The organism is Sphingomonas sp. MMS12-HWE2-04, assembly GCF_044881185.1.
Lineage (GTDB): Bacteria > Pseudomonadota > Alphaproteobacteria > Sphingomonadales > Sphingomonadaceae > Sphingomonas.
The window spans coordinates 2,499,474-2,526,152 of sequence record NZ_CP173254.1 but is presented as its reverse complement, the minus strand read 5'-3'; the positions used below and the strand labels follow the sequence as shown (position 1 = coordinate 2,526,152).

The 26,679-nt window shown below is 65.4% G+C and carries 14 protein-coding genes and 2 pseudogenes; 10 read left to right on the top strand and 6 right to left on the bottom strand.

The window, feature by feature from the left end:
* Positions 1 to 34: 34 nt before the first annotated feature.
* Complete coding sequence (locus AB2M62_RS11415; RefSeq protein WP_404333834.1) at positions 35 to 5,719, top strand: autotransporter-associated beta strand repeat-containing protein; 5,685 nt, start codon at positions 35 to 37, stop codon at positions 5,717 to 5,719.
* Positions 5,720 to 6,113: 394 nt separating this feature from the next.
* On the opposite strand, the gene AB2M62_RS11410 is transcribed toward AB2M62_RS11415, so the two are convergent.
* Entirely contained in the window at positions 6,114 to 7,769 is a 1,656-nt protein-coding gene (locus tag AB2M62_RS11410; RefSeq protein ID WP_404333832.1) for a ShlB/FhaC/HecB family hemolysin secretion/activation protein, read from the bottom strand.
* Between the two features lie 135 nt (positions 7,770 to 7,904).
* On the opposite strand from AB2M62_RS11410, the gene AB2M62_RS11405 reads away from it, so the two are divergent.
* Positions 7,905 to 9,644, top strand: coding sequence for a FecR domain-containing protein (locus AB2M62_RS11405; RefSeq protein ID WP_404333830.1), 1,740 nt, complete (start codon positions 7,905 to 7,907; stop codon positions 9,642 to 9,644).
* A gap of 68 nt (positions 9,645 to 9,712) precedes the next feature.
* Positions 9,713 to 12,016: a putative bifunctional diguanylate cyclase/phosphodiesterase gene (locus tag AB2M62_RS11400; protein ID WP_404333829.1), complete on the top strand. Its 2,304-nt coding sequence runs from the start codon at positions 9,713 to 9,715 to the stop codon at positions 12,014 to 12,016.
* Between the two features lie 365 nt (positions 12,017 to 12,381).
* On the opposite strand, the gene AB2M62_RS11395 is transcribed toward AB2M62_RS11400, so the two are convergent.
* The gene (locus AB2M62_RS11395) at positions 12,382 to 13,113 is read right to left on the bottom strand and encodes a hypothetical protein (protein ID WP_404333827.1); all 732 of its coding nucleotides are present in this window, start codon (positions 13,111 to 13,113) and stop codon (positions 12,382 to 12,384) included.
* A 909-nt stretch (positions 13,114 to 14,022) separates the two neighbouring features.
* Here AB2M62_RS11395 and AB2M62_RS11390 point away from each other — a divergent pair.
* Complete coding sequence (locus AB2M62_RS11390) at positions 14,023 to 16,629, top strand: PAS domain-containing protein (RefSeq protein ID WP_404333826.1); 2,607 nt, start codon at positions 14,023 to 14,025, stop codon at positions 16,627 to 16,629.
* 175 nt (positions 16,630 to 16,804) lie between these two features.
* On the opposite strand, the gene AB2M62_RS11385 is transcribed toward AB2M62_RS11390, so the two are convergent.
* Both AB2M62_RS11385 and tnpC read right to left on the bottom strand, forming a co-directional pair.
* Positions 16,805 to 17,200, bottom strand: coding sequence for a hypothetical protein (locus AB2M62_RS11385; protein WP_404333824.1), 396 nt, complete (start codon positions 17,198 to 17,200; stop codon positions 16,805 to 16,807).
* An 85-nt stretch (positions 17,201 to 17,285) separates the two neighbouring features.
* A pseudogene (tnpC, locus tag AB2M62_RS11380) lies at positions 17,286 to 18,169 on the bottom strand (IS66 family transposase); the annotation flags it as partial.
* A 940-nt stretch (positions 18,170 to 19,109) separates the two neighbouring features.
* On the opposite strand from tnpC, the gene AB2M62_RS11375 reads away from it, so the two are divergent.
* Positions 19,110 to 19,406, top strand: coding sequence for a helix-turn-helix domain-containing protein (locus tag AB2M62_RS11375; RefSeq protein ID WP_404333822.1), 297 nt, complete (start codon positions 19,110 to 19,112; stop codon positions 19,404 to 19,406).
* Between the two features lie 349 nt (positions 19,407 to 19,755).
* Here the strand turns inward: AB2M62_RS11375 and AB2M62_RS11370 are convergent, their stop codons facing one another.
* Positions 19,756 to 22,113 carry a putative bifunctional diguanylate cyclase/phosphodiesterase gene (locus tag AB2M62_RS11370; protein WP_404333820.1) on the bottom strand — a complete coding sequence of 786 codons (2,358 nt, stop codon included), beginning with the start codon at positions 22,111 to 22,113 and terminating at the stop codon, positions 19,756 to 19,758.
* Between the two features lie 103 nt (positions 22,114 to 22,216).
* On the bottom strand, positions 22,217 to 23,986 hold the full coding sequence (locus AB2M62_RS11365; RefSeq protein ID WP_404333818.1) for a fatty acyl-AMP ligase: 1,770 nt from the start codon (positions 23,984 to 23,986) through the stop codon (positions 22,217 to 22,219).
* A gap of 121 nt (positions 23,987 to 24,107) precedes the next feature.
* Here AB2M62_RS11365 and AB2M62_RS11360 point away from each other — a divergent pair, with 121 nt between their 5' ends.
* The 5 genes and pseudogenes from AB2M62_RS11360 to AB2M62_RS11340 form a co-directional block, all read left to right on the top strand.
* Positions 24,108 to 24,647 carry a regulatory protein RecX gene (locus AB2M62_RS11360; RefSeq protein WP_404333816.1) on the top strand — a complete coding sequence of 180 codons (540 nt, stop codon included), beginning with the start codon at positions 24,108 to 24,110 and terminating at the stop codon, positions 24,645 to 24,647.
* A gap of 67 nt (positions 24,648 to 24,714) precedes the next feature.
* A complete protein-coding gene (locus AB2M62_RS11355; RefSeq protein WP_404333815.1) occupies positions 24,715 to 25,299 on the top strand; it encodes a cold-shock protein in 585 nt (194 codons plus the stop codon).
* 4 nt (positions 25,300 to 25,303) lie between these two features.
* Positions 25,304 to 25,801, top strand: coding sequence for a DUF192 domain-containing protein (locus AB2M62_RS11350; protein WP_404333813.1), 498 nt, complete (start codon positions 25,304 to 25,306; stop codon positions 25,799 to 25,801).
* 49 nt (positions 25,802 to 25,850) lie between these two features.
* The gene (locus AB2M62_RS11345; RefSeq protein ID WP_404333811.1) at positions 25,851 to 26,243 is read left to right on the top strand and encodes an NADH:ubiquinone oxidoreductase subunit NDUFA12; all 393 of its coding nucleotides are present in this window, start codon (positions 25,851 to 25,853) and stop codon (positions 26,241 to 26,243) included.
* Positions 26,240 to 26,665 (top strand): annotated as a pseudogene (locus AB2M62_RS11340) (DUF2155 domain-containing protein); the annotation flags it as partial. The gene AB2M62_RS11345 and the pseudogene AB2M62_RS11340, both read left to right, overlap by 4 nt.
* Positions 26,666 to 26,679: the final 14 nt, after the last annotated feature.

Below are 26,679 nucleotides of genomic sequence, written 5' to 3'. Positions count from 1 at the left end.
CGGCGCGCCAAAAGTAATGCGCAAAGGGTCAACTGTGACGAACCGTATCCGTCTTCCGCTTCTCGGCCGTACCGCCAGCTTCCGCCGTCTTCGCGGCACTTCGATCCTCCTTGCGACATCGGCGCTGCTGAGCGTGGCGCAGGCGGGCATCGCACACGCCCAGTCGAACACGACCTATACGCCTGCGAGCAACCCGGGTTCGCCCAACCTGGCGGCGGGGGACCAGTTCACCCTTACTGGCGGCAATGTGGTGTTCGGCGGCAATTCGGCCAACGACATGAGTTTCGACGGCACGGTCACGGGCAACGGAGGACTGACCAAGAGCGGGACGAAGACGCTCACCCTGAACGCAACGAACAGCTTCACGGACGGCACGACCGTCAACGCCGGCACGGTGATCGCAAACGCAAGCGGCGCGCTGCCCAGCGGCGGAAACGTCACCGTCGCGAGCGGGGGCACGCTGAAGCTGGGTACCGATCAGACCATCGGCGCCCTTAACGGCAATGGCCGAGTGGAGCTGAACAGCCGCAATCTGACCGTCGATGTCGCCAGCGGGACCAGCCGCTTCGATGGGGCGCTCGTCGGTGGCCTCGCTTATGTCGGATCCTGGCGCGTGGGTGCCGGCCCCGCCTGGAACACCAATCCCGCGGTGCTGACCGGCCAGGAGGCAGCCGCGCAGATCTTCGGCGGCACTGCCAGTGAATATGAGATCTCGTCGGTTTCCAATGTGCTTGCCGATATCGACTTCAAGGCCTGGGGATCGGGCTATGGCGGCTTCAACACCTCCGCGCCGGTCGCGCAGAACTACAAGAATGATGCCGGCACCCCCGGCTATGGCAGCCCGCAGGATTTCTCGACCTATGTGTCGGACTGGAACGGCAACAAGGTCAACTACGCCTTCTCCTATCGCGGCGCCGGATCGCTGACCAAGACGGGCGACGGCACGCTGGTCCTGGCCGGCAACAACGCCTTCACCGGCACCACCAGCGTTCAGGGCGGCACGCTCGCGCTGGAGGGTGGCCATGCAATCTCCGACACCGCGGCGGTCTTGGTCGGCACTGCCGGCACGCTGAAGATCACCACTGCCGAGACGATCGGCAGTCTGGCGGGCGACGGCACCCTCGTGCTCGACCAGACGCTGACTGCGGGCGGCAACAACGCCAGCACCAGCTATTCGGGGACGATCTCGGGTGCCGGCGGGCTGGTCAAGAAAGGCACGGGAACCCTCACGCTCACGGGCACGAACAGCTATACGGGCGGCACCACGATCACCGCGGGCACGCTCCAGGGCAACAGCAACGCGATCCAGGGTAATGTCGTCAACAACGGCACGCTCGCGTTCGACCAGGACGTCGACGGCAGCTTCGCCGGCACCGTTTCGGGCACCGGGAGCATCGTCAAGACCGGTGCCGGCACGCTGACTCTGACCTCGGCCAACACCAACACGGGTGGCATGCGGATCGTCGACGGCACGCTCGTCGCCGATGTCACCGGCGCATTGGCGACCGGTGGCAAGGTCACGATGGCCGGCGGCACGCTGAAGCTCGGCGCGAACCAGAATATCGGCGCGCTGAGCGGCACCGGCGCGATCGACCTGCGCATCTCCACGCTCGACGTGAGCGTCGCCAGCGGCAGCACGCGCTTCGATGGCGCGATCTCTGGCGTCAACGGCGTGACTCAATATGTCGGCTCCTGGGCGGTCGGCAGCGGCTCGGCCTGGTCAACCAACCCGGTCGTCTACTCCGGGCGGGAAGCCGCGGCGCTGCTGTTCGGCGGCAATGCGAGCGATTATGCGATCTCCACGGTGTCCAATGCGGGTGCCGACATCGACTTCAAGGCGTGGGGATCGGGCTTCGCCGGGTTCAACACCCAGGCACCGGTGGCGCAGGACTATAAGAACGACGCGGGCGCCCCAGGCTATGGCAGCACGCAGGATTTCTCGACCTACGTCAGCGACCGGAACCGCGACAAGGTCAACTACGCCTTCCTCTACACGCCCGCGGGCGCGCTGACCAAGAGCGGCGCGGGCACGCTGATCCTCGGCGGGGCGAACACCTATACCGGTGCCACCACGATCAACGCCGGCACGCTTGCCGTCGACGGCGGACAAGCGATCGCCGACACCGGCGCGGTGGTGATCGGCGCGGCTGGCACCTTCCGGGTGATCGCCGCCGAGACGATCGGCAGCCTGTCGGGAAGCGGCACGGTTGTTCTCGGCCAGACCCTCGCGATCGGCGGCGACAACAGCAGCACTGGCTTTGCCGGCACGATCGGTGGTGTGGGCGGACTGACCAAGGTCGGCACGGGCACGCTGACGCTTTCCGGCACGAACGGCTATGCCGGCGTGACCACCGTCGATGGCGGCACGCTGGCGGTCACTGGCGGTAGTGCGATCGCCGACAGCGGTTCGGTCGTGATTGGCAACGGCGGCACCTTGCAGGTCAAGACCGCAGAGACGATCGGAAGCCTGTCGGGCAGCGGCGCGGTTCGCCTCGATCAGGCGCTGACGCTGGGCGGCGACGATAGCAGCACGACCTATGCCGGTGCGATCTCGGGCAGCGGCGCCTTGGTGAAGACCGGCTCGGGTACGCTCACTTTGGGCGGCACCAACGGCTACACCGGCGGCACGGTCATCGCGGCCGGCGCGATCCAGGGCGACAGCAATGCGGTTCGGGGCGATGTCGCCAATGGCGGCACGCTCGTCTTCGATCAGGCGTTCGACGGCGGCTATGCCGGCATCGTTTCCGGCACCGGCATGTTGGTGAAGGCCGGCAGCGGTACGCTGACCCTTTCGGGCGCCAACACCTATGCCGGGGGCACGCTGGTCACGTCCGGCACGCTGCAGGGCAATACCCAGTCGCTGCAGGGTGATGTGGCCAATGACGGTGTCCTCGCCTTCGCGCAGGATTTCGACGGCGCCTATGCGGGCGACCTCTCGGGCACCGGCACGCTGGTCAAGACTGGGGCGGGCGCAGTGACGCTGATCGGCAGCGCAAGCTACACCGGCGGCACCCGCATCGACGGTGGTGTGCTGATCGGCAACACGTCCAACCTCCAGGGTTCGATCGTCAACCATGCCAACCTGGTGATCGGGCAGGGCATCGACGGCGATTTCGCAGCCGACCTCTCGGGCACGGGCAATCTCTACAAGGCGGGCGCCGGCACGGTGCGGCTCACCGGGACCATCGATCACTCCGGCATCACCGCAGTGGTCGGCGGCCGGCTGCTCGGGTCGACCAGCTCGATCCTCGGCGACATCTCGGTAGCGCAGGGCGCCACGCTCGAGTTCGACCAGCAAGTCGACGGCACCTATGCTGGCAGCATGGTCAACCTCGAGGGCGTCGGCGTGGGCGGCCAACTGGTGAAGTCCGGCGTCGGCGCGCTCACCGTGACCGGCCAGTTCGGTGCCCAGGGCGGCACCCGGATCGAAGGCGGCAGCCTTGTCGGCACGGGCAGTACGCTGTGGGGCGACTTCTTCGTCGGCGCCGACACGACACTGCAGATCGGGGAAGCCGAGGGCCGCGCCGCGGCCTTCAACGGCGCGATCAGCGGCAACGGCCAGTTCGTGAAGACGGGCGCCGGCACAGTGCGGCTCTCGGGCCAGTCGATCGATTTCGCCGGGACCACCGACATCACCCAGGGCGGCGTGCTGCTGACCGGCGCGCTGAATGGCGCGGTCACGATCCGGCAGGGCGCGGCGCTACAGGTGGGCGACGGGGTAGCCTCGGGCGATCTTCTTGCCGACACGCGCAACGACGGTACCCTGATCTTCAACCAGGTGGGTGACTATCGCTATGAAGGTGCGCTCTCGGGCGCCGGCGCGCTGGTCAAGCAAGGCAGCGGCGCGCTGACCCTGGCGGGTGACTATGCCTATACCGGTGACACGGTCGTGCTGGGCGGCACTGTCACGGTCGCTTCGCTGCTGCCGACCACCACTACCTTGCAGATCGACGGCGGTGCCTTCGATCTCGGCGGCACCAGCCAGTCGGTCTCCGGCCTGACCGGTACGGGCGGAAGCCTTCACTTCGGCGGCGGCAGGCTGGCGGTCAACCAGAGCGACAATTCCAGCTATGCCGGCAACCTCACCGGCAACGGCACGCTGGTGAAGTCGGGCAGCGGCACGCTCAGCCTGCTTGGCGCCAGCACGCTCACCGGCAATTTGCTGCTCGACGCGGGCGGTCTCGACGTCGGCGGCAGCCTGGCGAGCACCGTCACGGTCGCGAACGGGGCGACGCTCAGCGGCACCGGCCGGGTCGGCGGGATGGTCGTGCGTTCCGGCGGCGTCGCCGCGCCGGGCAGCCTGGTCGCGCTGCGGAGCGCCACAGGGTTACGTGCGCTTGCTGTCGCGCCCTCGCCGATCGGCACGCTCAACGTCGCAGGCAACGTCACCTTCGAGGCGGGTTCCTTCTACAAGGTCAATGTCGACGCCAGCGGCGCCTCAGACAAGATCGCGGCCACCGGCAGCGCATCGATCCAGGGCGGAACCGTGGAGGTGCTGGCGGCGAGCGGAAACTATGCACCGCTGACCCACTACACGCTGCTCACCGCCGATGCGGGGGTGAACGGCAGCTTCGGCGGCGTGACCAGCAACCTTGCCTTCCTCACGCCGATCCTCAGCTATGCGTCGACCAGCGTGTCGCTCGATCTCGTTCGCAACGACATCAGCTTCACCGCGATCGCGCAGAGCAGCAACGAGCGCAACGTCGCGGCAAAGGTGACGGCGCTCGGCGTCGGCAATCCACTGTTCAATTCGGTGCTGTTCATGGACGCTGGCGGCGCCCGCAAGCAGTTCAACCTGCTCTCCGGCGAGATCCATGCCTCCACCCGCACCGCGATGCTCAACGATGCGGCGCTTCCGGTGAACGCGGCGGTCGATCACCTGTCGGAGACGCCGGCACATAGCGGCGTGTGGCTGCAGGGCCTTGGCAACTGGTCGCAGATCGATGCCAATGGCGAGTCTGCGTTCACCCGCAGCAAAGTCCAGGGATTGATGGGCGGCGTCGACTTCGTCGTCGCGCCGGAGCAGAACCTGCGCATCGGCATTGCCGGCGGCTATACGCAGGACGACCTCTCCGTTTCGGCGGTCGCCAGCACCGCCAAGCTGAAGAGCGTGCATGTCCTGGGCTATCTGGACGCCAGCGTCTCCGGGGTCGAACTGCGCGCGGGCGGCGGATACAGCCGTGTCGACGCGGATACCGCGCGGACCGTGCCGGTGGCGGGGGCCAGCCAGCGCCTGACTGCCAGCTATGCCAGCGACGTGGTGCAGGGCTTCGGCGAGATCGCCTATCCGATGCCGCTCGGCGGCGGCGTGGTCGCGCCCTACGGCAAGATGACGGTGACGAGCATCGCCCGGCCCGATTTCGCGGAAACCGGCGGCAGCGTTGCGCTGGCCGCGGAAAAGGCGAACGACACCACCACGCTGTCGAACATCGGCGTACGCTTCGAGACGGCCTTGGCCGGTGCGTTCTCGGTCGGCGGCCGGCTGGGCTGGGAACATGTCTGGGGCGACCTCTATCCGGTCAGCAGCATGACGTTGGCCGGCACTGCAGGTAGCTTCGACGTGCTCGGCGCACCGCTGTCGCGCAACACCGCGGCGGTTGCGCTCAACGGCGTACTGCGCCTCTCCGGGACGATGACTGCATCGCTCGGCTATGAGGGGCGGATTGGCTCGTCCAGCCAGTCGAATGCCGTGAAGGGCGCGATCAGCCTGCGGTTCTGACCGGCAAGGCGCGCCCGAGGAACGACCTCGGGCGCGCCGGCGCCAAAGGGGCGGTGGTGCTCACAATCAGCGCCGTCCAGACGACAGCTATCGACTGCTCATATCTCGAACGCGCCGTTCCTCTAGCGCCCAGTTCGCGTTGTCTAGCCCGCAGATCCGCAATGTTCGCTATCGCTTGCCCGTCCCCTGAAAGCTGTCTGACGGCTGACGGCCCAGGAGCCGACTGGCTGCTGCTGGCGGAAGCTGCCGGGCAGAAATGCGCCCCAATTGCGGTCGCTCAAGAGGTTCGCCGCGGCGCCCGAAAGCCGTCATTAGCTCAGAATGTCAGAAGCGCTCGAGGCATTTTAGCAGGTTGGGAGGCGTCGGGCCTTCACATCCTCGTTATACCGTTTGACTAGAATGCCTTTTGGAACTTGAGGTTGACCTTGGGCGCTTCGTCGCCGGTGTCATAGCGTGGCCCAGTCAGCGGCACGGCGAGCTCGAGGTTAGCGCCGAAGGTGCGGGTGAGGTCGGCGCGGACGCCGCCGCCGGCGGACATCAGCGAACCGCTCCCGAAGCCACCGTCATGGTTGGCCACCTTGCCCGCGTCGACGTAGGCATAGAGCTGGGCGCGGCGCGCCAGCCCGAGCGGCCGGTCCCACAGATAGCGCAGTTCGGCCAGACCCATCGCGCCTTGGTCGCCGCTGCGCTCGAACCAGTCATAGCCACGCAGGAAGCCGGTGCCGCCGAGCCCGACTTCCTCCGAGATCAGCAGCGGCTGCGAGGAGAGCTGGCTCAGCAACCCCAGCCTGAGGCTCACGTCGCTCCCGAGGTCGCTGGTCCAGTCGGTCCAGGCGCTCAGGCTGGTGAAGGTGCCGTCGGCATCGCGCCGCGAGGCCAGCGGGTCGCCCGCCTCGGTCGCGCCGAGCACGCCGAGCCCCTGCGACAGCGTCGTGCTGACCCGCAGGCGACCGCCGGCGAAGTCGGTATAGCCATAAAGCGTGCCCCGCGCCGCGACGACGCGATCGTCGCGGACCTTTCGCCCGCCCCGCCATTGTAGCAGGTTGCGCATCCCCAGCTCGCCTTCGAACCACAGGCTCTCGCTGCGGCGGCGCCACAGCGGCTGGAGCATCGTCGCGCCGACATACCAGCTGCGGCTGCGTATCCCGAGCGGATTGAGATAGGCGCCCGGATTGGCGATCGAGCCGCTGGCGCTCACCGCCAGCTCGGTGCCACTGCGGCTGATGCGCTTCTCGTAGCGGACGCGGCCGAACTGCAATTCGTCGGGCTCGAATACCGTGCCCGACCAGGTCAGCGTCAGCGAATCTTCTGCCGCGAACAAACCGTTGAAATCGGCCTGCAACGTCAATTGCTCGGGTCCGATCGGCTCAGTTCCTTCATTGGTCAGCGCCGCCCGGCCGGCGACGCGGTTGCTGGTTACCTTGATCAACAGCACGCCCTTGCCCTTGTCGCGCAGGAAGCGGGTGCTGCGGATGCGCACGCCGTCAATGTCGCCGGCGATGAGCAGACGATGCTCGAGCTCGCCGATCCGCACCGGCGCGCCGTTGGCGAGCGGCACGAGCGCCGCGCGCACCGCAGGCTGCTCGGCGCCGTCGAAGCGGATCTCGTCGATGCGGCCCTCATCGACAGCGACGGTCAGGACGCCGTTCTGGAGCTGCTGGGCGCCGATCCAGGCGGAGGCGAACACGAGACCGCGCAAACGCGCGCGCTCGGCAATCGCCGTGGCGAGCTCGGCAAGTGCCTGCGACGACAGCGTCTGTCCGATGCGGGTGGCGAGGATGTCGGCGAAGTCGGCCGGCGCGAGGCTGTGCAGCCCGCGCAGCACGATCGCACCGACGAGCACGCTGCGAGTCGGTTCGACGACCGCCGCGGGCGCCTCGACTTCGACGCGCGCGGTCGGGTGCGGCGTCGCGGCGTCCTCGGCGACGCGGTCCTCCTTGGTCGCGGGCGCCTGGACGCGGTCGAGCGCATCCTGCCCGCGCGACGGGGTGGCGAGCGGCAAGGTGGCTAGGAGGAGGGGCGCGGCAATGGCGGCGCGGGAAGTGTGCATGTCGAAACCGTGGTTCCGACAATAGCGCGCATCCCTTACGAATTTCTCAATAGATCAACGCGTTAACCAGTCGTGACAACCCCGGCTTAAACGTCCCGCGGCTATGGGCGAGCTTGTACTCTTGGGGCAACGACCATGATCCGCTTCGCCAAGCTCGCCGCGAGCGCTTTGTTGATGACCGCCAGCCACACGGCGATGGCGCAGAGTGCCGGCTGGACGGTCAGCGAAGCGGCGGGGAGCGTCACCGTCCAAGACGGCAGCGGCAGCCATCCCGCGCGTCGCGGCACCGTCGTCGCCGAAGGCGCGACGCTCTCCACCGGCGCAGGCGCGCGCGCGGTGGTGGTGCACGGCAAGGATTTCATGACGGTCAACGCCAACAGCCGCGTCCGCATCCCGGCCGCGGCCGAGAAGCGCGGCATGTTCGATGTGCTTCAGGAATGGGGCAATGCGCTGTTCCAGATCGAGAAGAAGCCCAACCCGCATTTCGGCGTGCGCACCCCCTATCTCGCGGCGGTGGTGAAGGGCACGACCTTCTCGATCACGGTGACTGAGCAGGGCTCATCGCTGCAGGTCGTCGAAGGCGCGGTCGAGACTTCAACCAGCGACGGCGGTGCCAGCGAACTGATCCGTCCCGGCGTGGTTGCGATCGTCTCGGCGGCGGACCGCTATCGCCTCACCGTCCAGGGCCAGGATACTCGCACGATCGATTCGCCCCAGCGCGGCGCGGCGGTGCCGGATGCGGCCCCGGCGCCTGCGCCGGCCGAACCGGGCAACGGCACGACCGCTGCGGTGCAGGAAGACGCGGTGCCAAATCCGGGCGACGGCGCCGACGTCGCCGAAGTCCAGATGATCGACGCGCCGATCACCGCGAGCGGAGCCGACCTCGGCAAGGTGACCGACGGGTTGGTGGGCGGCTCGACCGGCGTCCAGGTGGCGAGCGTCGAAGCGGTCGCGATCCGGCTCCCGGTCGCCGAAGCACGCGGCATCGACACCGGCGAGAAGGGCAATGCGCCCGGCAATGGCGGTGGCAAGGATGGCGGCGCTAATGCCGGCGGCGGGGACAACCATGCCGGCGGCAGCGGCAATGCCGGCAGCGGCAACAGCAACGCCGGCGGCAATGGGAACGGTAATTCCGGCGGGAACGGCAACGACAATGCCGGCAGCGGCAACAGCAACGCCGGCGGCAACGGGAACGGTAATTCCGGCGGGAACGGCAACGACAATGCCGGCAGCGGCAACAGCAACGCCGGCGGCAACGGGAACGGTAATTCCGGCGGGAACGGCAACGACAATGCCGGCAGCGGCAACAGCAACGCCGGCGGCAACGGGAACGGTAATTCCGGCGGGAACGGCAACGACAATGCCGGCAGCGGCAACAGCAACGTCGGCGGCAACGGGAACGGTAATTCCGGCGGGAATGGAAACGACAATTCTGGCAGCGGCAACAGCAACGCTGGCGGCAACGGGAACGGTAATTCCGGCGGGAACGGCAACGACAATGCCGGCAGCGGCAACAGCAATGCCGGCGGCAATGGGAACGGTAATTCCGGCGGGAACGGCAACGACAATGCCGGCAGCGGCAACAGCAACGTCGGCGGCAACGGGAACGGTAATTCCGGCGGGAATGGAAACGACAATTCTGGCAGCGGCAACAGCAACGCTGGCGGCAACGGGAACGGTAATTCCGGCGGGAACGGCAACGACAATGCCGGCAGCGGCAACAGCAATGCCGGCGGCAATGGGAACGGTAATTCCGGCGGGAACGGCAACGACAATTCCGGTAGCGGCAACAGCAACGCCGGCGGCAACGGAAATAGCAATTCCGGCAACGGTAAGGACGACAGCCAGGGCAAGAGCAACGGCAAGGAAAAATAAGCCGCTTCGCCCGCGCGTTGACGCGACATTAGCTTCCCTCGGTTAGGGTCGCGCCCTTAGGGGTGACGATGAGCCTGTTGCGACGATTGCGGAAACACTGGCGGTCAGCGGCGCTCGCGCTCGGCTGCGTGCTGGGTGTCGCCACCGGCATGTCCGGCTGGGGCATCGGACTCGACCGCGCGATCCGCCAGCTGGGCTGGACGCTGCGCCAGCATCCCGCCTCGGGCGACCTCCACATTGTCGAGATCGACGCGCGCAGCATCGACGCGATCGATCGCTGGCCCTGGCCGCGCGGGCAATACGCCCCGCTGGTCGACCGCCTCCGCGCCGCTGGTGCCGCCAGCATTAGCTTCGACGTCGACTTCTCCGCCTCGTCCGACCGACGCCAGGACGCCGCCTTTGCCGCCGCGCTGGCCCGCGCCGGCGGCGAGGTCGTGCTGCCCACGTTCAGCCAGCAGGCCGGCAGCGGCGCGACCACCTGGATCGATTCGCTGCCGATCGCGCCGCTCCGCGCCCATGCCACGCTCGCCGCAGTGACCGTCCGCCCCGACAGCGATGGCTTCGTTCGTCGCATGCCGGTCGGCACGGTCACCGCGGGCGTGACGCGCCCGTCGCTCTCGGCGATGATCGCCGGAACCGCAGGCGCCGCCGACGAGGATTTCCTGATCGATTTCGCGATCGATCCGGCGACCATCCCCCGCCACAGCTTCATCGACATTCGCGACGGCCACTTTGACTCGGCCGCGATCCGCGGCAAGGCAGTGGTGATCGGCGCCACGTCGGTCGACCTGGGCGACCGCTACGCAGTGCCCAATTACGGGGTGATCCCCGGTGTGGTGATCCAGGCACTCGCGGCCGAGACGCTGCGCTACGGGGTTCCGCGCGAGCCGGGCTGGCCGTTGCCACTGTTGCTGGCGCTCGGCCTGGCGGTGCTCGTCCTGCAGGCGCGCTCGCGCGTCCGGCTGGCGGCGTTGCTGATCGCCGCCCCGATCTTGCTGATCGGCGCCGCGGTACTGCTGAGCGGCCTACACTGGATCTTCCCGCTGGTCCCGGCATTGGTGGTCCTCGCGACGGCCGGCCTCGCTGCAGTGACAATGCGCGCGCTCGCCGCGGCGCGCCGCCGCCGACTTCACGACGCCGCGACCGGGCTGCCGAACCGGCACGCTTTGCTCGCCGCGCTGCAAAGCTATCCCGGCATCGGCGTGCTCGCCGCGCAGATCGCCGACTTCGAGAAGCTCTCCGCCAGCCTCGGCGCCGCGGCGATCGCCGAGCTGGTCAAGCGGGTGCGCGACCGTGTCGCGCTCGTCTCGCAGGGATCGACGGTCTATCGCACCGAGGATCGCGTGCTCGCCTGGCGATGCTACGAGCGCACCGATCTCGAGCAGCGGATCGCGACCTTGCGCACGGCAATGCTCAGCCCGTTTGATGTCGCCGGCCGCCGTGTCGACGTGACCATCGCAATCGGCTTCGCCGGGGAAGCCGCAGCCGGGCATGGCGAGCGCGCCGTCGCGCATGCCGGGCTCGCAGCGGCGCAGGCGCTGGCATCGGGCAGCGGATGGCACAGCTATCACGCCGACGACGACGAGACGCTCGATCGCGAGCTCTCGCTGCTTGGCGAGCTCGACGAGGCAGTCGGCCGTGGCGAGATCCAGGTGGTCTACCAGCCCAAGCTCGACCTCGCCGAGAATCGCATCGCCAGCGTAGAGGCGCTGGTCCGCTGGCAGCACCCGACGCGCGGCTTCCTGCGGCCCGATCTGTTCATCCCGCTCGCCGAGCGCAATGACCGCATCGCCGGGCTGACGCTGCACGTCCTCGGCCAGACCATCGCCGACCTGCGGCACTGGCGCGCCAAGGGCCATGTAGTCACCGGTGCGGTGAACCTCTCGGCGAAGCTACTCAACTCACCCGAATTCATCGCGTCGCTCCGCGCTCTGGTAGAGCGCAGCCAAGTCGACCCCGCCTGGCTCACGTTCGAAGTCACCGAATCGGCGGCGATGAGCGACCCGGAGGGCGCCGCCGCCGCACTGCGCTCGTTCCGCGCGATGGGAATCGCGATCTCGATGGACGATTACGGCACTGGTCAGTCGACATTGAGCTATCTCAGGCAGCTGCCGCTCAACGAGCTCAAGATCGATCGCAGCTTCGTCCAGTTTGCGCACCAGAATCGCGGCGACGGCGTGCTGGTCCGCTCGACCGTCGATCTCGCCCATGAGCTCGGGCTGAAGGTGGTCGCCGAAGGAGTTGAGGATGCGGAATGCTTGGAATTCCTGCGATCGATCGGCTGTGACATGGTACAAGGTTATTTTCTGAGCCGCCCGATTGCTGCAACCGAACTTGAGCACCTGCTCGAGACGCTACCGATCGCGGCATAGGGCGACCGTCTCAGGCGAAATCCGTCGATCGATCTTCCATGGCTTGAGGTACGATGGCTTTCATCATCGGGGGCCGAGCATGATGTAAATGCAAAATCCTACGGTCGCCCGCTTGGATACCTCATCACTCCGGTCGGAGACGGCCGGTCCCGGGACATTGGCGGCATTCGCGTCGCGGGCCCAGCAGCGGCGGCGTTGGCGCTCTCGTTGCTGAAAGCTGCTAGGCAGCTAGCGGCCCATGAGCCGCCGGACCGCTTTCGATGCAACCTGCCACTTGGGCATCGCCCCGAAGGGTGAACGTCCGCAACCGGGGCGAACGAGAACGTCGGATGAGCCTTGGCGGCGTGCCGTAACTCGCCCCAATCTTAGAAGGGCGGTGGGTTCCTGCGCCTCATGGCGACGGTCTCAACTCGCATTGCTCCGGTCACATCGATCACCCAGTGCGCAGGTCCCCAGAACTGCAGCTGCGTGGTTTGGCCGTGCAGCGTGGTCGGCAACTCAACATTGCCCAAGCTTGCCCAAGCCAAGGCGGCAAGGGCGCGTTCGCCATCGCATCCCGAGTGCGGATAGGTTGTTTCGTTCACGCACGTAATCGGAACGCGCACCTTTCCGTTTGCAGCGTCGCGGGAAAGGGCGTGCACGGCTTCCACGTACCAACGGCCGCGACTAATTGCCGCCGCCGGCATCTGCATCTGCGCAAACTTGCGCACAGATGCGCAGCTTCCGTCGGTTGCGGGTTTATCCAGAACTGCAAGGAGTGGGGCCGCGGAAACAGCGAAGCGTCGACGGGGAGCGTCCGGCACAAGCTCCGATCTGTTCTGAGGTACTTTGCCGTGGAGCGTGTCGAAGGTAACGGCGATCCGGCGCGCTGTACAGAAGTAGCCCTCTGCGGCCTGTCCCTCTTCCTCGAACAAAATGGTTTGAAGCGGGTAAGGGCTCTCCTCGTAGGTTACAATCCGTACATCGTAGATCTTAGCGTGAGGGAAGTCGGCCAGGAGCAAAGCTTCTAACTCTTTAGGCGACATGCGCTCCGCCTGACTGCGTGTTAGCAGGATCTGAGGAGTTTGCAGAGCCAGGAGAGAGAGCACTAGCAGCATACTTCCTCCTTTCAAACCTAAGGCGCGGACCGTAAGCGGAAGTGCAGGGCAGGTCTATGGTGGACCATAATTCAGCGTAAGCTCGTGGGGCGTCAGCGGTCGTTCGCGATAGATCCTGCGGCAACGTCCGCTTCCCCGGGCATCGCCCCGGAAGCCGCCTGTCCGCAAGCGGCCCAGAAGCGGACGCGTAGGCCGCGCGACCGCCGCGCCCCTAAGAGGTCATCGCGCCAATCCTGTCAGATTCCCGAAAGCTGCCAGCTATCCGAAGAGTTAATCCGAACTTCTCACTGGCGGTTGCATCGAGGGCGCCCGCGCGGTTCGCACCCCGCTTCACATCGTCACCAAGCGAGACTCACGCGCCGCTTGGGGCTGGAGCTACTTTCCGAAATTCGGAAACTACGTGATCTGCGGTGATCGGCTTACCTAGGATTGCGGCGGCGTAGTCGCATGGCTCGCACTGCTCCGAGGTGCCGGTGATAAAATGACCGGTATCGAATCCAGCTCAGCGCATATCGCGGCGCAGGCGGAAGGGCCGGTACCCCCAGATTTAAGATCGACATCCGACAGGATCACGGCCGGTAAGGTCGCTCTGGCGGCCTCCATCGCTTCGGCTTCCGATATCGCGACGGCGACAGAGGTTGCACCACCCATGCTGGCGAGATCGGCCACATAGGCGGCTATCAGCGGTTCGTCTTCGATTACCAGGAGATGACACATGTGCGATACTCCCGCGCCAAAAACCATCGACGCACAGTTAAGGTGCAACTTTTGTTTTCGTTCAAAACGATACCTTGATCGCAACTCGTTGATATTCTTGGTTTGATCCTAAAAATGCAGATGCGCACGTCCATCGCATTCTCTATGAGAATCGCGGGTGTCGGTTCGGCACGGCCTTAGGAAGGAGCGTTCTTGTCGTATTCGAATAATGAAAGTGAACGATCTGGGCAGAGCGTCGCTGATGACGAGCGGATTGCCAGCGAGCTCGTTGGGCTGCGCCACACCGATCCGTTCGTTGCGGCGGTTCATGCTACGCGGATGCCGATGATCATTACCAACCCGCGCCTGCCGGACAATCCGGTCGTTTTTGCGAACGACTCCTTTTGCCGGCTGACCGGCTACGACCGGGAAGAGATCGTCGGCCGCAACTGCCGCTTTTTGCAGGGACCGGACACGGATCCGGCGACAAGGCAAGCGCTCCACGATGCGGTCATGAACGTCCAGCCGATCGAGACGGACATCCGCAACTATCGCAAGGACGGCGAGGCATTCTGGAATCGTCTCCTGATGGCGCCGGTGTTCGATGTGGACGGGAGGCTTGTCTACTTCTTCGCCAGTCAGGTCGATGTGACGCTCGAGCGCGACCGCCTGAGCGGCCTCGAGCGCGACAATGCCGCCTTGATGGCGGAGCTGACTAGCAGGCTACGCTCCCAGCAGGAACGCGAGCGCGAACTGGCGCTGGCGTTGAAGGCAGGCGGCTTCGGGACCTGGAGCTTCGAGCTTGCCACCAAGACGCTTACCGCGTCTGATGAGTGCAAGACCTTGTTCGGCCGCGATCCCAAACTGCCGTTCAGCTACGAGGACCGGGTCGCGGCGATCCACCCCGATGACCGCCAGCGAGCGATCTCCAGCATGGAGAACGCCGGCGACCTTCGCCGGGAGCATAATGAAGAATATCGGATTTACTGGCCGGACGGGTCGATGCATTGGCTCTCATCGCGCGGCCAACCTTTCTTTGATGCTGAAAATCAGCCTGTCCGGGTTGCGGGCGTATCGATGGACATCACTACCACCAAACGCGCCGATCTGAAGCGAAACGCACTGGCACGGCTTAATGACCTGTTTCGCGATCTTGATCAAAGCGCGGACATTTCGTTCGTGGCCGCCGAGATCCTGGGGCAGACGCTTGGGGTCAGCCGCGCGGGTTACGGCCTCGTCGATCCGGTCAACGAAACGATCACGATCGAACGCGACTGGAACGCGCCGGGGGTGTCGTCGATTGCGGGCACGCTCGCCTTCCGCGACCATGGCTCGTACATCGAGGACCTTAAGCGTGGCGACACCGCGACGGTCGCTGACTCTCGCCTCGATCCACGGACCACCGAAACCTCGGCAGCGCTGGAAGCGATCAACGCGCGATCTTTCATCAACATGCCACTCACCGAACAGGGCGGCTTCGTCGCCTTGATCTTTGTCAACAACTCTTCGCCGCGGCAATGGTCGGAGGACGATATCGCCTTCGTGCGAGAGGTTGCGGAGCGAACACGCGATGCCACGGAGCGGCGGCGGGCTGAGCGCGAGCTGGCTGACCTCGCCGCCTCGCTCGAAAAGCAGGTCGCTGAGCGCACGGCCGAACTCATCGCGACAGAGGACGCGCTGCGTCAAAGCCAGAAGATGGAGGCGGTCGGGCAGCTTACCGGCGGTCTGGCACACGACTTCAATAACCTGCTGACCGGCATCAGCGGCAGTCTGGAAATGATCCAGCTACGCCTGAAGCAAGGTCGCGGCGCGGACGTCGATCGATACATCGATGCCGCGCAGGGTGCGTCAAGACGTGCGGCGGCGCTGACCCACCGGCTGCTCGCCTTCAGTCGACGCCAGACGCTTGACCCGCGCCCCACCGATGCCAATGTACTCATAACCGGCATGGAGGAGCTTATCCGCCGCACGGTGGGCCCGTCCGTTATCGTCGAAACCTCGCTGGCGCACGAGCTCGGTTCGACACTGGTCGATCCCAGTCAGCTTGAGAACGCATTGCTCAACCTATGCATCAACGCACGCGACGCGATGCCCGATGGTGGCCGAATCATGATCGAGACGACGGACCGGAGGATCGACGAACGGGCTGGTCGCGAGCGTGATATTGAACCGGGCGATTATGTGTGCCTGTCAGTTAGTGATACTGGCACAGGCATGTCGCCGGCCGTAATCGCCAAAGCGTTCGAGCCGTTCTTCACAACAAAGCCAATTGGTAGTGGAACCGGCCTTGGCCTCTCGATGATCTACGGCTTTGCGCGGCAATCTGGTGGGCAGGTTCGTATCCACTCAGCGCCTGACGCGGGCACGACGGTCACGATCTATTTGCCGCGCAGCGCGCGTGCTGCTGAACCCGAAGAAACGCCGGCGACGCTTTCCCAAGCGCCGCGGGCCGAGGGCGGGGAAACGGTGCTGGTTGTGGACGACGAGGAGTCGATCCGGATGCTGATCATCGAGACGCTGGCCGATCTCGGGTATCATGCCCTGGAGGCGGCAGACGGCCCATCGGCGCTGAAGATGCTGACCGCCGACAGCCATATCGATTTGCTCGTAACGGACGTAGGCCTGCCAGGCATGAACGGACGCCAACTCGCCGACGCCCTTCGATCGAGCCGACCCGATCTAAAGATCCTGTTCATTACCGGATATGCGGAGAATGCCGTGCTTAATCACGGCCATCTGGATGCGGGCATGCACGTCATCACGAAGCCGTTTCCAATGGAGACGCTAGCGTCCCGAATTCGCGAACTTATCGCCGAATAGCTGATCAGCGCAGTCACTTATGTCGACGATGCTGCGTTGCTGGGCCGTCGGTGCGCGAGTGGTGCGACTATCAGTCGGGTGGGACGATTTTGCGGTAGTCAAGATCAGGATTGACGTGCTCCCCTGCAACGTAAGCGTGGTCTGAAGACCGCGGAACGCTGATAACTGGTGGCGGTTAGCTGCCATCGTAAATTAGCCGCCTGTATCGTTCGTCCTTCGCTTCAAATGCTCGCCCTTCGGACTTGGCATTGGCGATAATAAACTGCTCCTTGGCCTTTTCCAGATCTCCCCGTTCGAAGGCGACTTTCCCCACGAGAAACTCGACTTCGCCCATATCCTGGCGCTTAGCAGCGAACATCGGGGCTCGATCCGCCCATTCTTGTGCTTGCTCAAAATTGCCATCTTTCAGGGCAAGGGCCACTCCATACTCAACGATCAAATAGGCATTGAGCGTCTCGGGCTTGGGGTCGGGGACTTCCGACCAGAGGGATTTAAGTTCGACCAGACCGCCGCGAAAATCACCAGCGCTGTACATCGCACCAATCGGTCGTAACTTTGCCATCACATCCACAGCGCTCTAACTCCGCATCATCGAGCAAAGGCGACGACTAAACAAAATTCGCCGATATCCGCAATTGGGCGAATTGCGACATAGCCTATGCGGCTTCCGCGATCGTCTGGAAGTCTGGGCACCAGTTCCACGGCATGAGCTCGTCCCAACGTGAGGCAGGCCAGTTGCCGGCGATTTTGGCGATGACGTCGGCGATATACGCCTGCGGCTCGACACCGTTGAGCTTGCAGGTCTCGATGACCGTGTAGATCGCGGCGGCGCGTTCGCCGCCGGCCTTTGATCCCGCAAACAGCCAGTTCTTGCGGCCGATCGCGATGCTGCGGATCGCGCGTTCGGCGATGTTGTTGTCGATCTCCAGCCGGCCATCATCGAGGAACCGCGTGAGCGCGGTCCAGCGCTTGCGGCCATAGGCGATCGCCTTGGCCATCTCGGACTTGGGCGAAAGGCGTTGCAGAGCGTCGTCGAGAGCGGTGCGCAATGCCTCGATCAAAGGCGCCGTTCGCTCCAGCCGGCCTCGTCGTCGGACGTCTGGTGGTGCTCCTTGGATCTCGTCCTCTATCCGGTAGAGGGTGGCGATGCGCGCCAGCAGATCGGTGGTGAGCGAGGTCGGCTTGGTCGCATGGATATCGAAGATCTTGCGCCGGAAATGCGCCCAGCAGGCGACCTCGGTGACGCGGTTGGTGGTGTAGAGCTTGTCGTAACCGGCATAGCCATCGGCCTGCAGGAACCCGGTGAAGCTGGCGAGTTGCTGTTGGGGATGACTGCCGGTGCGATCCTGGGTGAACTTATACCAGACCAGCGGCGGCGTGGTGGCGCCGGCGCCGCGATCATCGACGACATAGGCCCGATCCTGCCGGTTGCGGTCTTGCCGCGCCCCGGATCGAGCATCGGCACGGGCGTGTCGTCGGCATGGATCTTGGTGGCGGTGAGCCCGGCCTCGCGGATGCGGCTGACGATCGGATCGAGCAGAGCCCGGTTCGGCGTCAAGCTATGGACCGAGGACGAAAAGCGCCTGGTGGAAAAGCTCGAGCGGCGATCCGGCGAAAAGACATCCTCTCTCGAAGGCCTTGGCCGCCTCGACGGCAGTTCGGTCAAAGCGCGGGGGGTGAAGCATGGCGAGCGTCTGGACTTGCTGCGGGCGCAGCAGCGAGCGGCGCGCGCGCAGCGGAAAGCCTTGATGCAGCTTCCGCGAGGGGAGAGCGAGCCCGACGGTATCGCCGCCTTTCTCGCCGGACGTGCTCAGTCCGTCGCCCAGATAATGGACCGATGGATGAATGGTTTTCTGGGGGGGACGGTCAGGAAACGGCCGCTCGGGCGGACAGGCCGTTCAATCCCAGCGCGAGCCGGTGAACCGTCCGGACAGGGAGGGCAGCCGTGATCGCTAGGCGCTCCGTCCTGCTGATAGGCACACTCGGCTGCGCGCTGCCCACGCACCCGGCCCACGCCCGTTGGACCGATGACGCGGCGATGGTTGGCGCCTGTATTCGCCGGGCGGCGCAAGGGCGCCCATGGCTCGAAAAGACCCTATGGGGTCTTCGCGACCAGGAAGGCGGCTGGGTAGGTGCCGAGATGCGCAACTCCGATGGCAGCCATGATCTCGGCCCCCTGCAGGTGAACAGCTGGTGGGTTGGACGCGTCGCGCAGCTTGTCGGGCGGCCGGCAGTCCAGGTTCGGTATTCGCTGATTCATAACGCGTGCTTCAACGTTGATGTCGCGCGTTGGATCTTCCTGTCAGGGCTAGAAAGGACGCGCGACTATTGGCGCGCGATCGGTATTTACCATAGTCCGACCGGATGGCGGCAGCGTCGATACGCTCGGCTTGTTGCGAGCAGGCTAACCCTTCGCTACGGACCTGCGGTGTTCCGTACCGGAGGGGGCGATGTAAGGCAGTGATAGTCGTGGCCGGGCAATGGACATGCTGCTCCGAAGGCGCGTTAAGCTAAGGCCAAAAGGGCGCCCAGCGGTAACTCCGCCAGAACCCGCACGACTGCAGTCCTTTGCGCCACTTGATCCCGTGCTTCCGCCTTTGTGCGTTCGTATTCCCGCAGCCGCCAAAATGCTGGGGATTGGGCGGACAAAGCTCTATCAGCTAATTAATGGTGGGGAAATTGAGACCGTCAAGCTTGATGGGGCAGTCCTTATACCAGTGCGCAGCCTGGAATCTTTTGTCGCGCGTCATAGTATCACTCGCAAGCGGGGCGAATGAAGCTGGGTCATTTTCAAGGGATCCTGCCGCAGCTCGGAATCGCATTCTGAGATCAAAAGTGAGCGAGCTGCCCAAGGCGAGCGGTGGCTCTTGAAATGCGAATGAGCTCAGCCAGATCAGGACAAAATTGGCCAAGCCGGGACAGCCGTTGTGCCCAAATTTGTGCCCTTGATTCAAAGAAAGCGCAGCGCTAACTTCAAAAAGCGGCAGATTTCTACCGGTTTCGTCGCCCGAATTCTGATCGCTTTTTTGCTTTGGAGACCGACGCTCTAACCAACTGAGCTACGCCCCTGTGCGTCCCGCGCCTCTAACGTCCGATTTTCTGCGGGGCAACTGACAAATTTGGCCGTCAGGCGGCGGCAGCGCCGGTGATGTCGCGAGTGGTGAGCGCGCGCGCTTCCTCGACCGGGAGCGGGCGGCCGAAATAATAGCCCTGGACCTTGGAGCAGCCGAGGCGCTGGACCATGACATGCTCCTCCTCGGTCTCGACGCCTTCGGCGGTCGTCGCCATGCCGAGGCTCTGCGCAAGCGCAACGACGGCGCGGATGATCGCGATGGCTTCCTTCTCCCCCTTCGACGCGCCCTGGACGAAGCTGCGGTCGATCTTGATCGACGAGAAGCGGGTGCGGCTGAGATAGCCGAGCGAGGAATAGCCCGTGCCGAAATCGTCGAGGCTGAGGTGAACGCCGAGGTCTAGGATCTTCTCGAGCACCTGGACCGCCTGGGTGCCCTCGCGCATGAACACGCTCTCGGTCACTTCGAGCTCGAGCCGCTCGGGCGGGAGCCCCGATTGTGCGAGCGCCTGCGCGACGACGCTGACGAATGCCGGGTTGTGAAGCTGTTCGGGGCTGACATTGACCGCGACGCGGGCCGGCATTTCCCAGCGCGCCGCTTCCTCGCAGGCGGTGCGGACGACCCACTCGCCGATCGGCGCAATCAGTCGCGCCTCCTCGGCGAGCGGCACGAACTTGGCGGGGGAGATGCTGCCCAGCTCGGGGTGATTCCAGCGCAGCAGCGCCTCGAAGCCGGTGAGCTGGCCGGTGCCCGAGTTGACCACGGGCTGATAGTTCAGGTGGAGCTGACCATGTTCGACGGCGCTCCGCAGCGCGATCTCGAGCACGCGGCGCTCTTCGGCCGCCATATGGAGCTGCGGCTCATAGGCGTGGAACACGCCGCCGCCGGCATCCTTCGAGCGATAGAGCGCGAGATCGGCCGAGCGGATCAGCATCTCGGCAGTACGGCCGTCGCGCGGGCCCACCGCCACGCCGACCGATGCGCCGATATAGAGCGTATGCGCATCGACTTCGTAGGGCTGGGACAGCGCGTCGATGATCGTGTGCGCGAGGCGCTCGAGGCGCTGGCTGTCGGTGGCATCGCGCACGACCACGGCAAATTCGTCGCCGCCGAGCCGGCCGATCATCTCATTGTCGCTCATCAGCAGCTTGAGGCGTTCGGAGACGCGGCCGAGCAGTCGGTCGCCGACCGGGTGGCCGAGCGTGTCGTTGACCGCCTTGAAGCGATCGAGGTCGATCATCATGAAGGCGCAGCGCGAACTCCATTTGTCGGCATCGCTCATCGCGCGCGCCAGCGTCTCGTTGATCTGGAGACGGTTGGGCAGGCCGGTGAGCGTGTCGTAGCGCGCCATGCGGTTGATCTTGTCGGCCGACTGCCGCGCTTCGGTGACGTCCGAGCCGACGCCGCGGAAACCGACGAACGCGCCGCGCTCGTCATAGCGGGGCGAGGCGGACATCTCCCACCAGCGCTCTTCGCCCTTGATGAAGACCGGGAGCAGCAGGTCTCGAAAGGCCTCGCGCGCCTTGAGCTTTTCGGCAAGGTCACGCAGCTCGGGCGCGAAATTGCCGCTTTCCCAGGTGGGACCGGCGAGTACCTGCAGGAACGGCGTGCCGTTGATGGTCTTGGGATCGGCGCCGAGCGAGACGGCGAAGCGCGGATTGGCGCGATTGACGCGGCGCTGCGCGTCGATTTCCCAAAGCCAGTCGGAGCCCGATTCCTCGAATTCGCGCAGCAACAGGCTGACCGTCTCGTCGCGTTCGGCCAACGCCATTTCATTGGCGCGGATCACGACCAGCGCCTTGCCGCGGCCGAAGGTCGACATGACGAGCAGCAGGGTGAACAGCGCGCTTGCGGCAGCGAGCACGGGGCTGGCGAGCAGGGCCAGCATCGTCGTCACGGCGGCACCGACGAGCGAGACGAACAAGATGGTCGCCATCGGAAGCGCGGCCATCGCCACCGCCGAGGCCGTCATCAGCAGCGAAAGCACGATCCACAGGCCGAGTGCGGCGCCCGTGTCGACGGCATGGCCGAAGGCGAGCGGCGGCACGGTCCACACCGCACCGAGCGCGAGCCCGTCGAGGACCGTCTCGCGAACGTCGCCAAGCGTCGCCGCGAGCGCTTCGCGGTGGCGCTTGGAAAGGCGACGGAAGGCGACGGCGACGCCGACCGCGGCGACCAGCGCCGCCCAGGTCAGCAGCTGCCAGAGCGGAACGCGCGGGGCTAGAATTAGCGTGACGAGCATCGCGGCGACCAGATTCGCGGCGAGCATGAAGATCGCGAGCTGGCGGCCGGCATGCAGTTGCGCCGCGCGAATTGGCCCCCAATCGGTCGTATCCGAGGGGTCGTACAGCCCCAGCAGGGCTCGCGCGTCGATTCGCGGCTTGGCGAACTGGGAGGTCGTCTGGCTAGTCACCCCGCACCAATAGCCGCAGGCTGGTTAGCGAGAGGTTAGAACGCGCGCGATTGAATGAAAAATTAGACGAGATGCCCCTCCCGCTGGGAGGGGCGAAAGCATCTCAGGCGGCGATGTCGTAGGGCTTGATCTCGCCGTTCAGATAGAGATTGCGTGCCTTGGCGCGGCTGAGCTTGCCTGAACTGGTGCGCGGCAGCGTGCGCGGCGGCACCAACTCGATGACGCAGTTCATGCCGGTCACCGAGCGGACGCGCTCGCGAATCTCGTCGCGCAGGCGGACGCGCTCCTGTTCGTCCGAGGTGCGACACTGGACCAGCACCGCGGGCGTCTCTTCACCGCCCGGCGTGGTGATTGCGAAGGCGGCGATATCGCCCTGCTTGAAGCCGGGGAGCTGCTCCACCGCCCATTCGATATCCTGGGGCCAATGGTTGCGGCCGTTGACGATGATCATGTCCTTCGCCCGGCCGACGATGTAGACATAACCGTCCGAGATATAGCCCATGTCACCGGTGTCGAGCCAACCGTCCTTCATGCAGGCATCGGTCGATTCGGGATCGCGGAAATAGCCGACCATCACCGAAGGTCCGCGGCACCAGACCTTGCCGATCGCCTTGTCGGGAAGCGGGGTATCGTCTTCCTCGCGGATCTGGACTTCCATATCCTTCACCGGCTTGCCGCAATTGACGATCGCGCGGAAACGCTGCGGGCGGTTCGCACCGCGGCTGCCGCCGGAGAGCTGGGTCTCTTCGACCAGTTCGACGACGATGCCTTCGCCCGGGGGCATGATCGACACGGCGAGCGTCGCCTCGGCAAGACCATAGCTCGGCAGGAAGGCCGTTGCCTTGAAGCCCGCATCGGCGAAGGCGTCGACGAACGACTGCATCACATCCGGACGGATCATGTCGGCGCCATTGCCCGCGACGCGCCAGCGGCTGAGATCGAAGCGGTCGCTCGCCTTGGTCTGGCTCGACATGCGACGCGCACAGATATCGTAGCCGAAGGTCGGGGAATAGGAGAGGGTGGTGCCCTCGTTGCGGCTGATCAGATCGAGCCAGGCGAGCGGACGCCGGGCGAAATCCTCGGTCTTGAGATAGTCGGTCGAGACCTGGTTGGCGACCACCGAGAGGAAGCAGCCGACCAGCCCCATGTCGTGATACCAGGGCAGCCAGGAAACGCAGCGGTCGCTATCCTGAAGCTCCATCCCGTGACTGTGCGCCGACAAATTGTTGAGCAGCGCATGATGGGTGATCGCAACGCCGTGCGGGAAGCGTGTCGAGCCGCTCGAATATTGCAGATAGGCAATGTCGTCGGTCTTGGCATGCGGGAGTGCCGTTGCGGGTGCATCCTTCGCGATGAACTCGGCCCAGTCGATGCCTTGGGTGCCGGAGATCCGGGCCGCCTCGGCGCACATCGCGCCGATTTCGGGCGGGAAGAAAAGCATCTTGGGGTCGCAGCTATCGAGCTGGACCTTCAACTGGTCGATATAGGATTGCGCACCGCCAAAGCTGGTCGGCAGCGGCAGCGGCACCGGCCAGGCGCCGGCATAGACCACGCCGAAGAACAGCGACGCGAATTCGGCACCCGTCTCGGCGATCAGCGCGATGCGGTCCTCGGGCTTCACGCCGGCCGCGATCAGGCGATGCGCCTGCGCCAGCGCGTCCTGCCGCAACTCGGCAAAGCTGTAGGCGCGCGCCAGATTGCCGCGTGCGTCGTGAAAATTGAGTCCGCGCTGCCCGGCCGCTGCATAGTCCAGCGCTTCGCCGAGGGTGGCGAAATCGGCGAGACGGCGCGGCAGACTGTCCCCGGTTGGGGTAGGGGCTAGCGCCCCGGTCTCCGCGGTCTTCTCAAGCGATCCCGTAACGTCCAATTCCATTCTTTGTCTCGCGCCCCTGCGTGATACAGTCCGTGGTGCCCCCACAACGCATCGAAATGCGATCGGCTCTGCTCCGCTCTATCGTTCAAAATCGGTTGCCAGTGTGGCACAATCAAGGCGCATGACCTCACGCAAGCGCCCACCCCTGCCGCTGGACGGTGCCGTTCTCGAGCGTCTCGCGCTACGATATGTCGAACGTTTCGCCACCACGCGGGCCAAACTCGCGGCCTATCTCGCGCGAAAAATTCGCGAGCGCGGTTGGGCGGGGGATCGCCCCGCGGACCCCGAGGGCGTCGCCGAGCGGATGGCTGTGCTGGGCTATGTCGACGATCGCCTGTTCGCCGAATTGAAGGCGCGGGCGATGGGGCGGCGCGGCCTGGGTGCGCGCCGCGTCGAGGAGGCGCTGCGCCATGCCGGGGTAGGGTCGGAAGATGCTGCGCCGGCATCCGAGGCTGCGCGCGAGGGGCAGGCGGAGAGCGCACTGGCGTTCGCGCGACGCAAGCGGATCGGTCCCTTCGCGCTGGAGGAAGCCGATCACCCGCAGCGCGAGAAGCAGCTCGCGGCGATGCTTCGCGCCGGCCATCCGCTGGATCTGGCGCGCAGGATCACGCGCATGGCGCCGGGCGACGATGTCGAGACACTCGTCTCCGGCTGGGACTGAATCGCACAAACCCAGTTCCCTTTTTAGAAAATTCTATGTTAACCTCGGCGCTTGGGGGAAACAAAAAATGCGTGCTGACCCACAGCTTGCGTCGAGCGACGTCGAAGTCGCGTCATTGGGGAAAGAGGATTTGGACGTCGATACGGCGTCCGAAGAACAGGTCTATTCGGGCATCGTCAAATGGTTCGACGTTACCCGAGGCTTCGGTTTTCTCGTGGCCGATGAGCCGGTTGCCGGCGACATATTGATACACTTCACCGTGCTGCAGGAGCATGGCCGGCGGAGCCTGCCCGAAGGAGCGCGTGTCGAATGCGTTGCGGTGCACCGCCAACGCGGGCTTCAGGCCAAGGAAGTGCGTTCGATCGACCTGAGCGAGGCGGTCGAGCCGCCCAAGCGGCAGGGGGAGCGATCGGACCGCCTCAAGCTGATCGAGACGGCGGGCCCGTTCGAGGCGGCGTCGGTGAAGTGGTTCAACCGCCTGAAGGGCTACGGATTCCTGGTGCGCGATTCGGATGGAGCGGATATATTCGTCCATATGGAGACGTTGCGTCGTGCCGAGATCGGGGACGTCGAGCCCGGCCAGCCCCTCAAGGCGCGCATCGTCGACGGCGATAAGGGGCCGCTCGCAGTGGCGGTCGAAAGGACCGACTGAGACAATGATCGCAATGCGTGGACTGGGGGCGGCGCTTGCTGCGGCAATTCTGCTTGCCTCGGGCGTGTCCAGCGCGGACGCGCCGATTCGTAGCCAGGGCATGCAGGCAGCCGCGGCGCGGACCAAGGTCACCGTGGCGACCCGGCAGGGGCCGCGCAGCTTCACCGTCGAATTGGCGCGCACCGGCGACGAGCAGGAGCGGGGGCTGATGTTCCGCACTGAGATTCCCGCCGATGGCGGCATGTTGTTCACGCCCTATCCGGGCGAGGGCGGAGGCCCGCGGGAGGCGAGCTTCTGGATGAAGAACACGCCGAGCCCGCTCGACATCCTGTTCATCCGCCCCGACGGCACGATCGCGGCGATCGCCGCCAACGCCGCGCCCTTCTCCGAAGATGCCCACAAATCGGGCGAACCAGTGAGCGCGGTGCTGGAGATCAACGGCGGCAAGGCGGCGGAGCTGGGGATTGCCCCGGGCGACAAGGTGAGCTGGTCGAGCCGCTGAGAGGCGGATTCGATTTGCCTCGATCCTCAGGCATCGCTAATCGGCGCGCATGGGTCTGAATCGCAATCCCTTCACCTGGTGGAACGGCGCCACCTTCGGCACCTGGTTCGGCCTGCGCGGCAAGAAGCAGATCGGCGAGGATTCGCTGGGCAATCTCTATTACGAGGGCGGCAGCGACACCAACGGCAACCCGCGCCGCTGGGTGATCTATAACGGCTCGAACGATGCCAGCCGGGTGCCGCCCGAATGGTTCAGCTGGCTGCATCACCAGATCGACGCCGCGCCCGACCAGGCGCTGCCGGCACCCAAGGTGTGGGAAAAGCCTGCCGAGCCCAACCATACCGGCAGCAGCCAGGCGTACCGCCCGGCCGGCGCGCTGGGCGTGGGCGACCATCGTGCACGTGCCACCGGCGACTATGAGGCCTGGACCCCCGACGCATGACGCTGCGCGCCGGACCTGCGGCGGCCTTGCTGCTGCTTGCGCTCGGCGCGTGCCAAAGCGGGGGTGACGTTACCAACAACAGTGCCGACGACATCGTCATCTCAGGCGCAGCGGGCGGGCCGAAGGGCAGTGCCGACGTGGTGTCAGTGGGGCCTGACGGCGCGACGCTGGACGCCGCGGCAACGCCGATGAAGGACCGCGAGGCGGTTATCGGCCTGCTCAACAAGCGCAATGGCGAGGCGCGCGAGTTCAAGCTCAAGCCTGGCCAGGCGGCGCGGATCGGCGACGTGATCGTCCGGCTGCGTGCCTGCGACAAGACCGCGCCCTGGGAGACCGACCAGCTTACCGGCGCCTTCGTCCAGGTCGATGTGCTCCAGCTCGACAAGAGCTGGCGGCGCGTGTTTTCGGGCTGGCTCTACAAGGAGCGGCCGGCGCT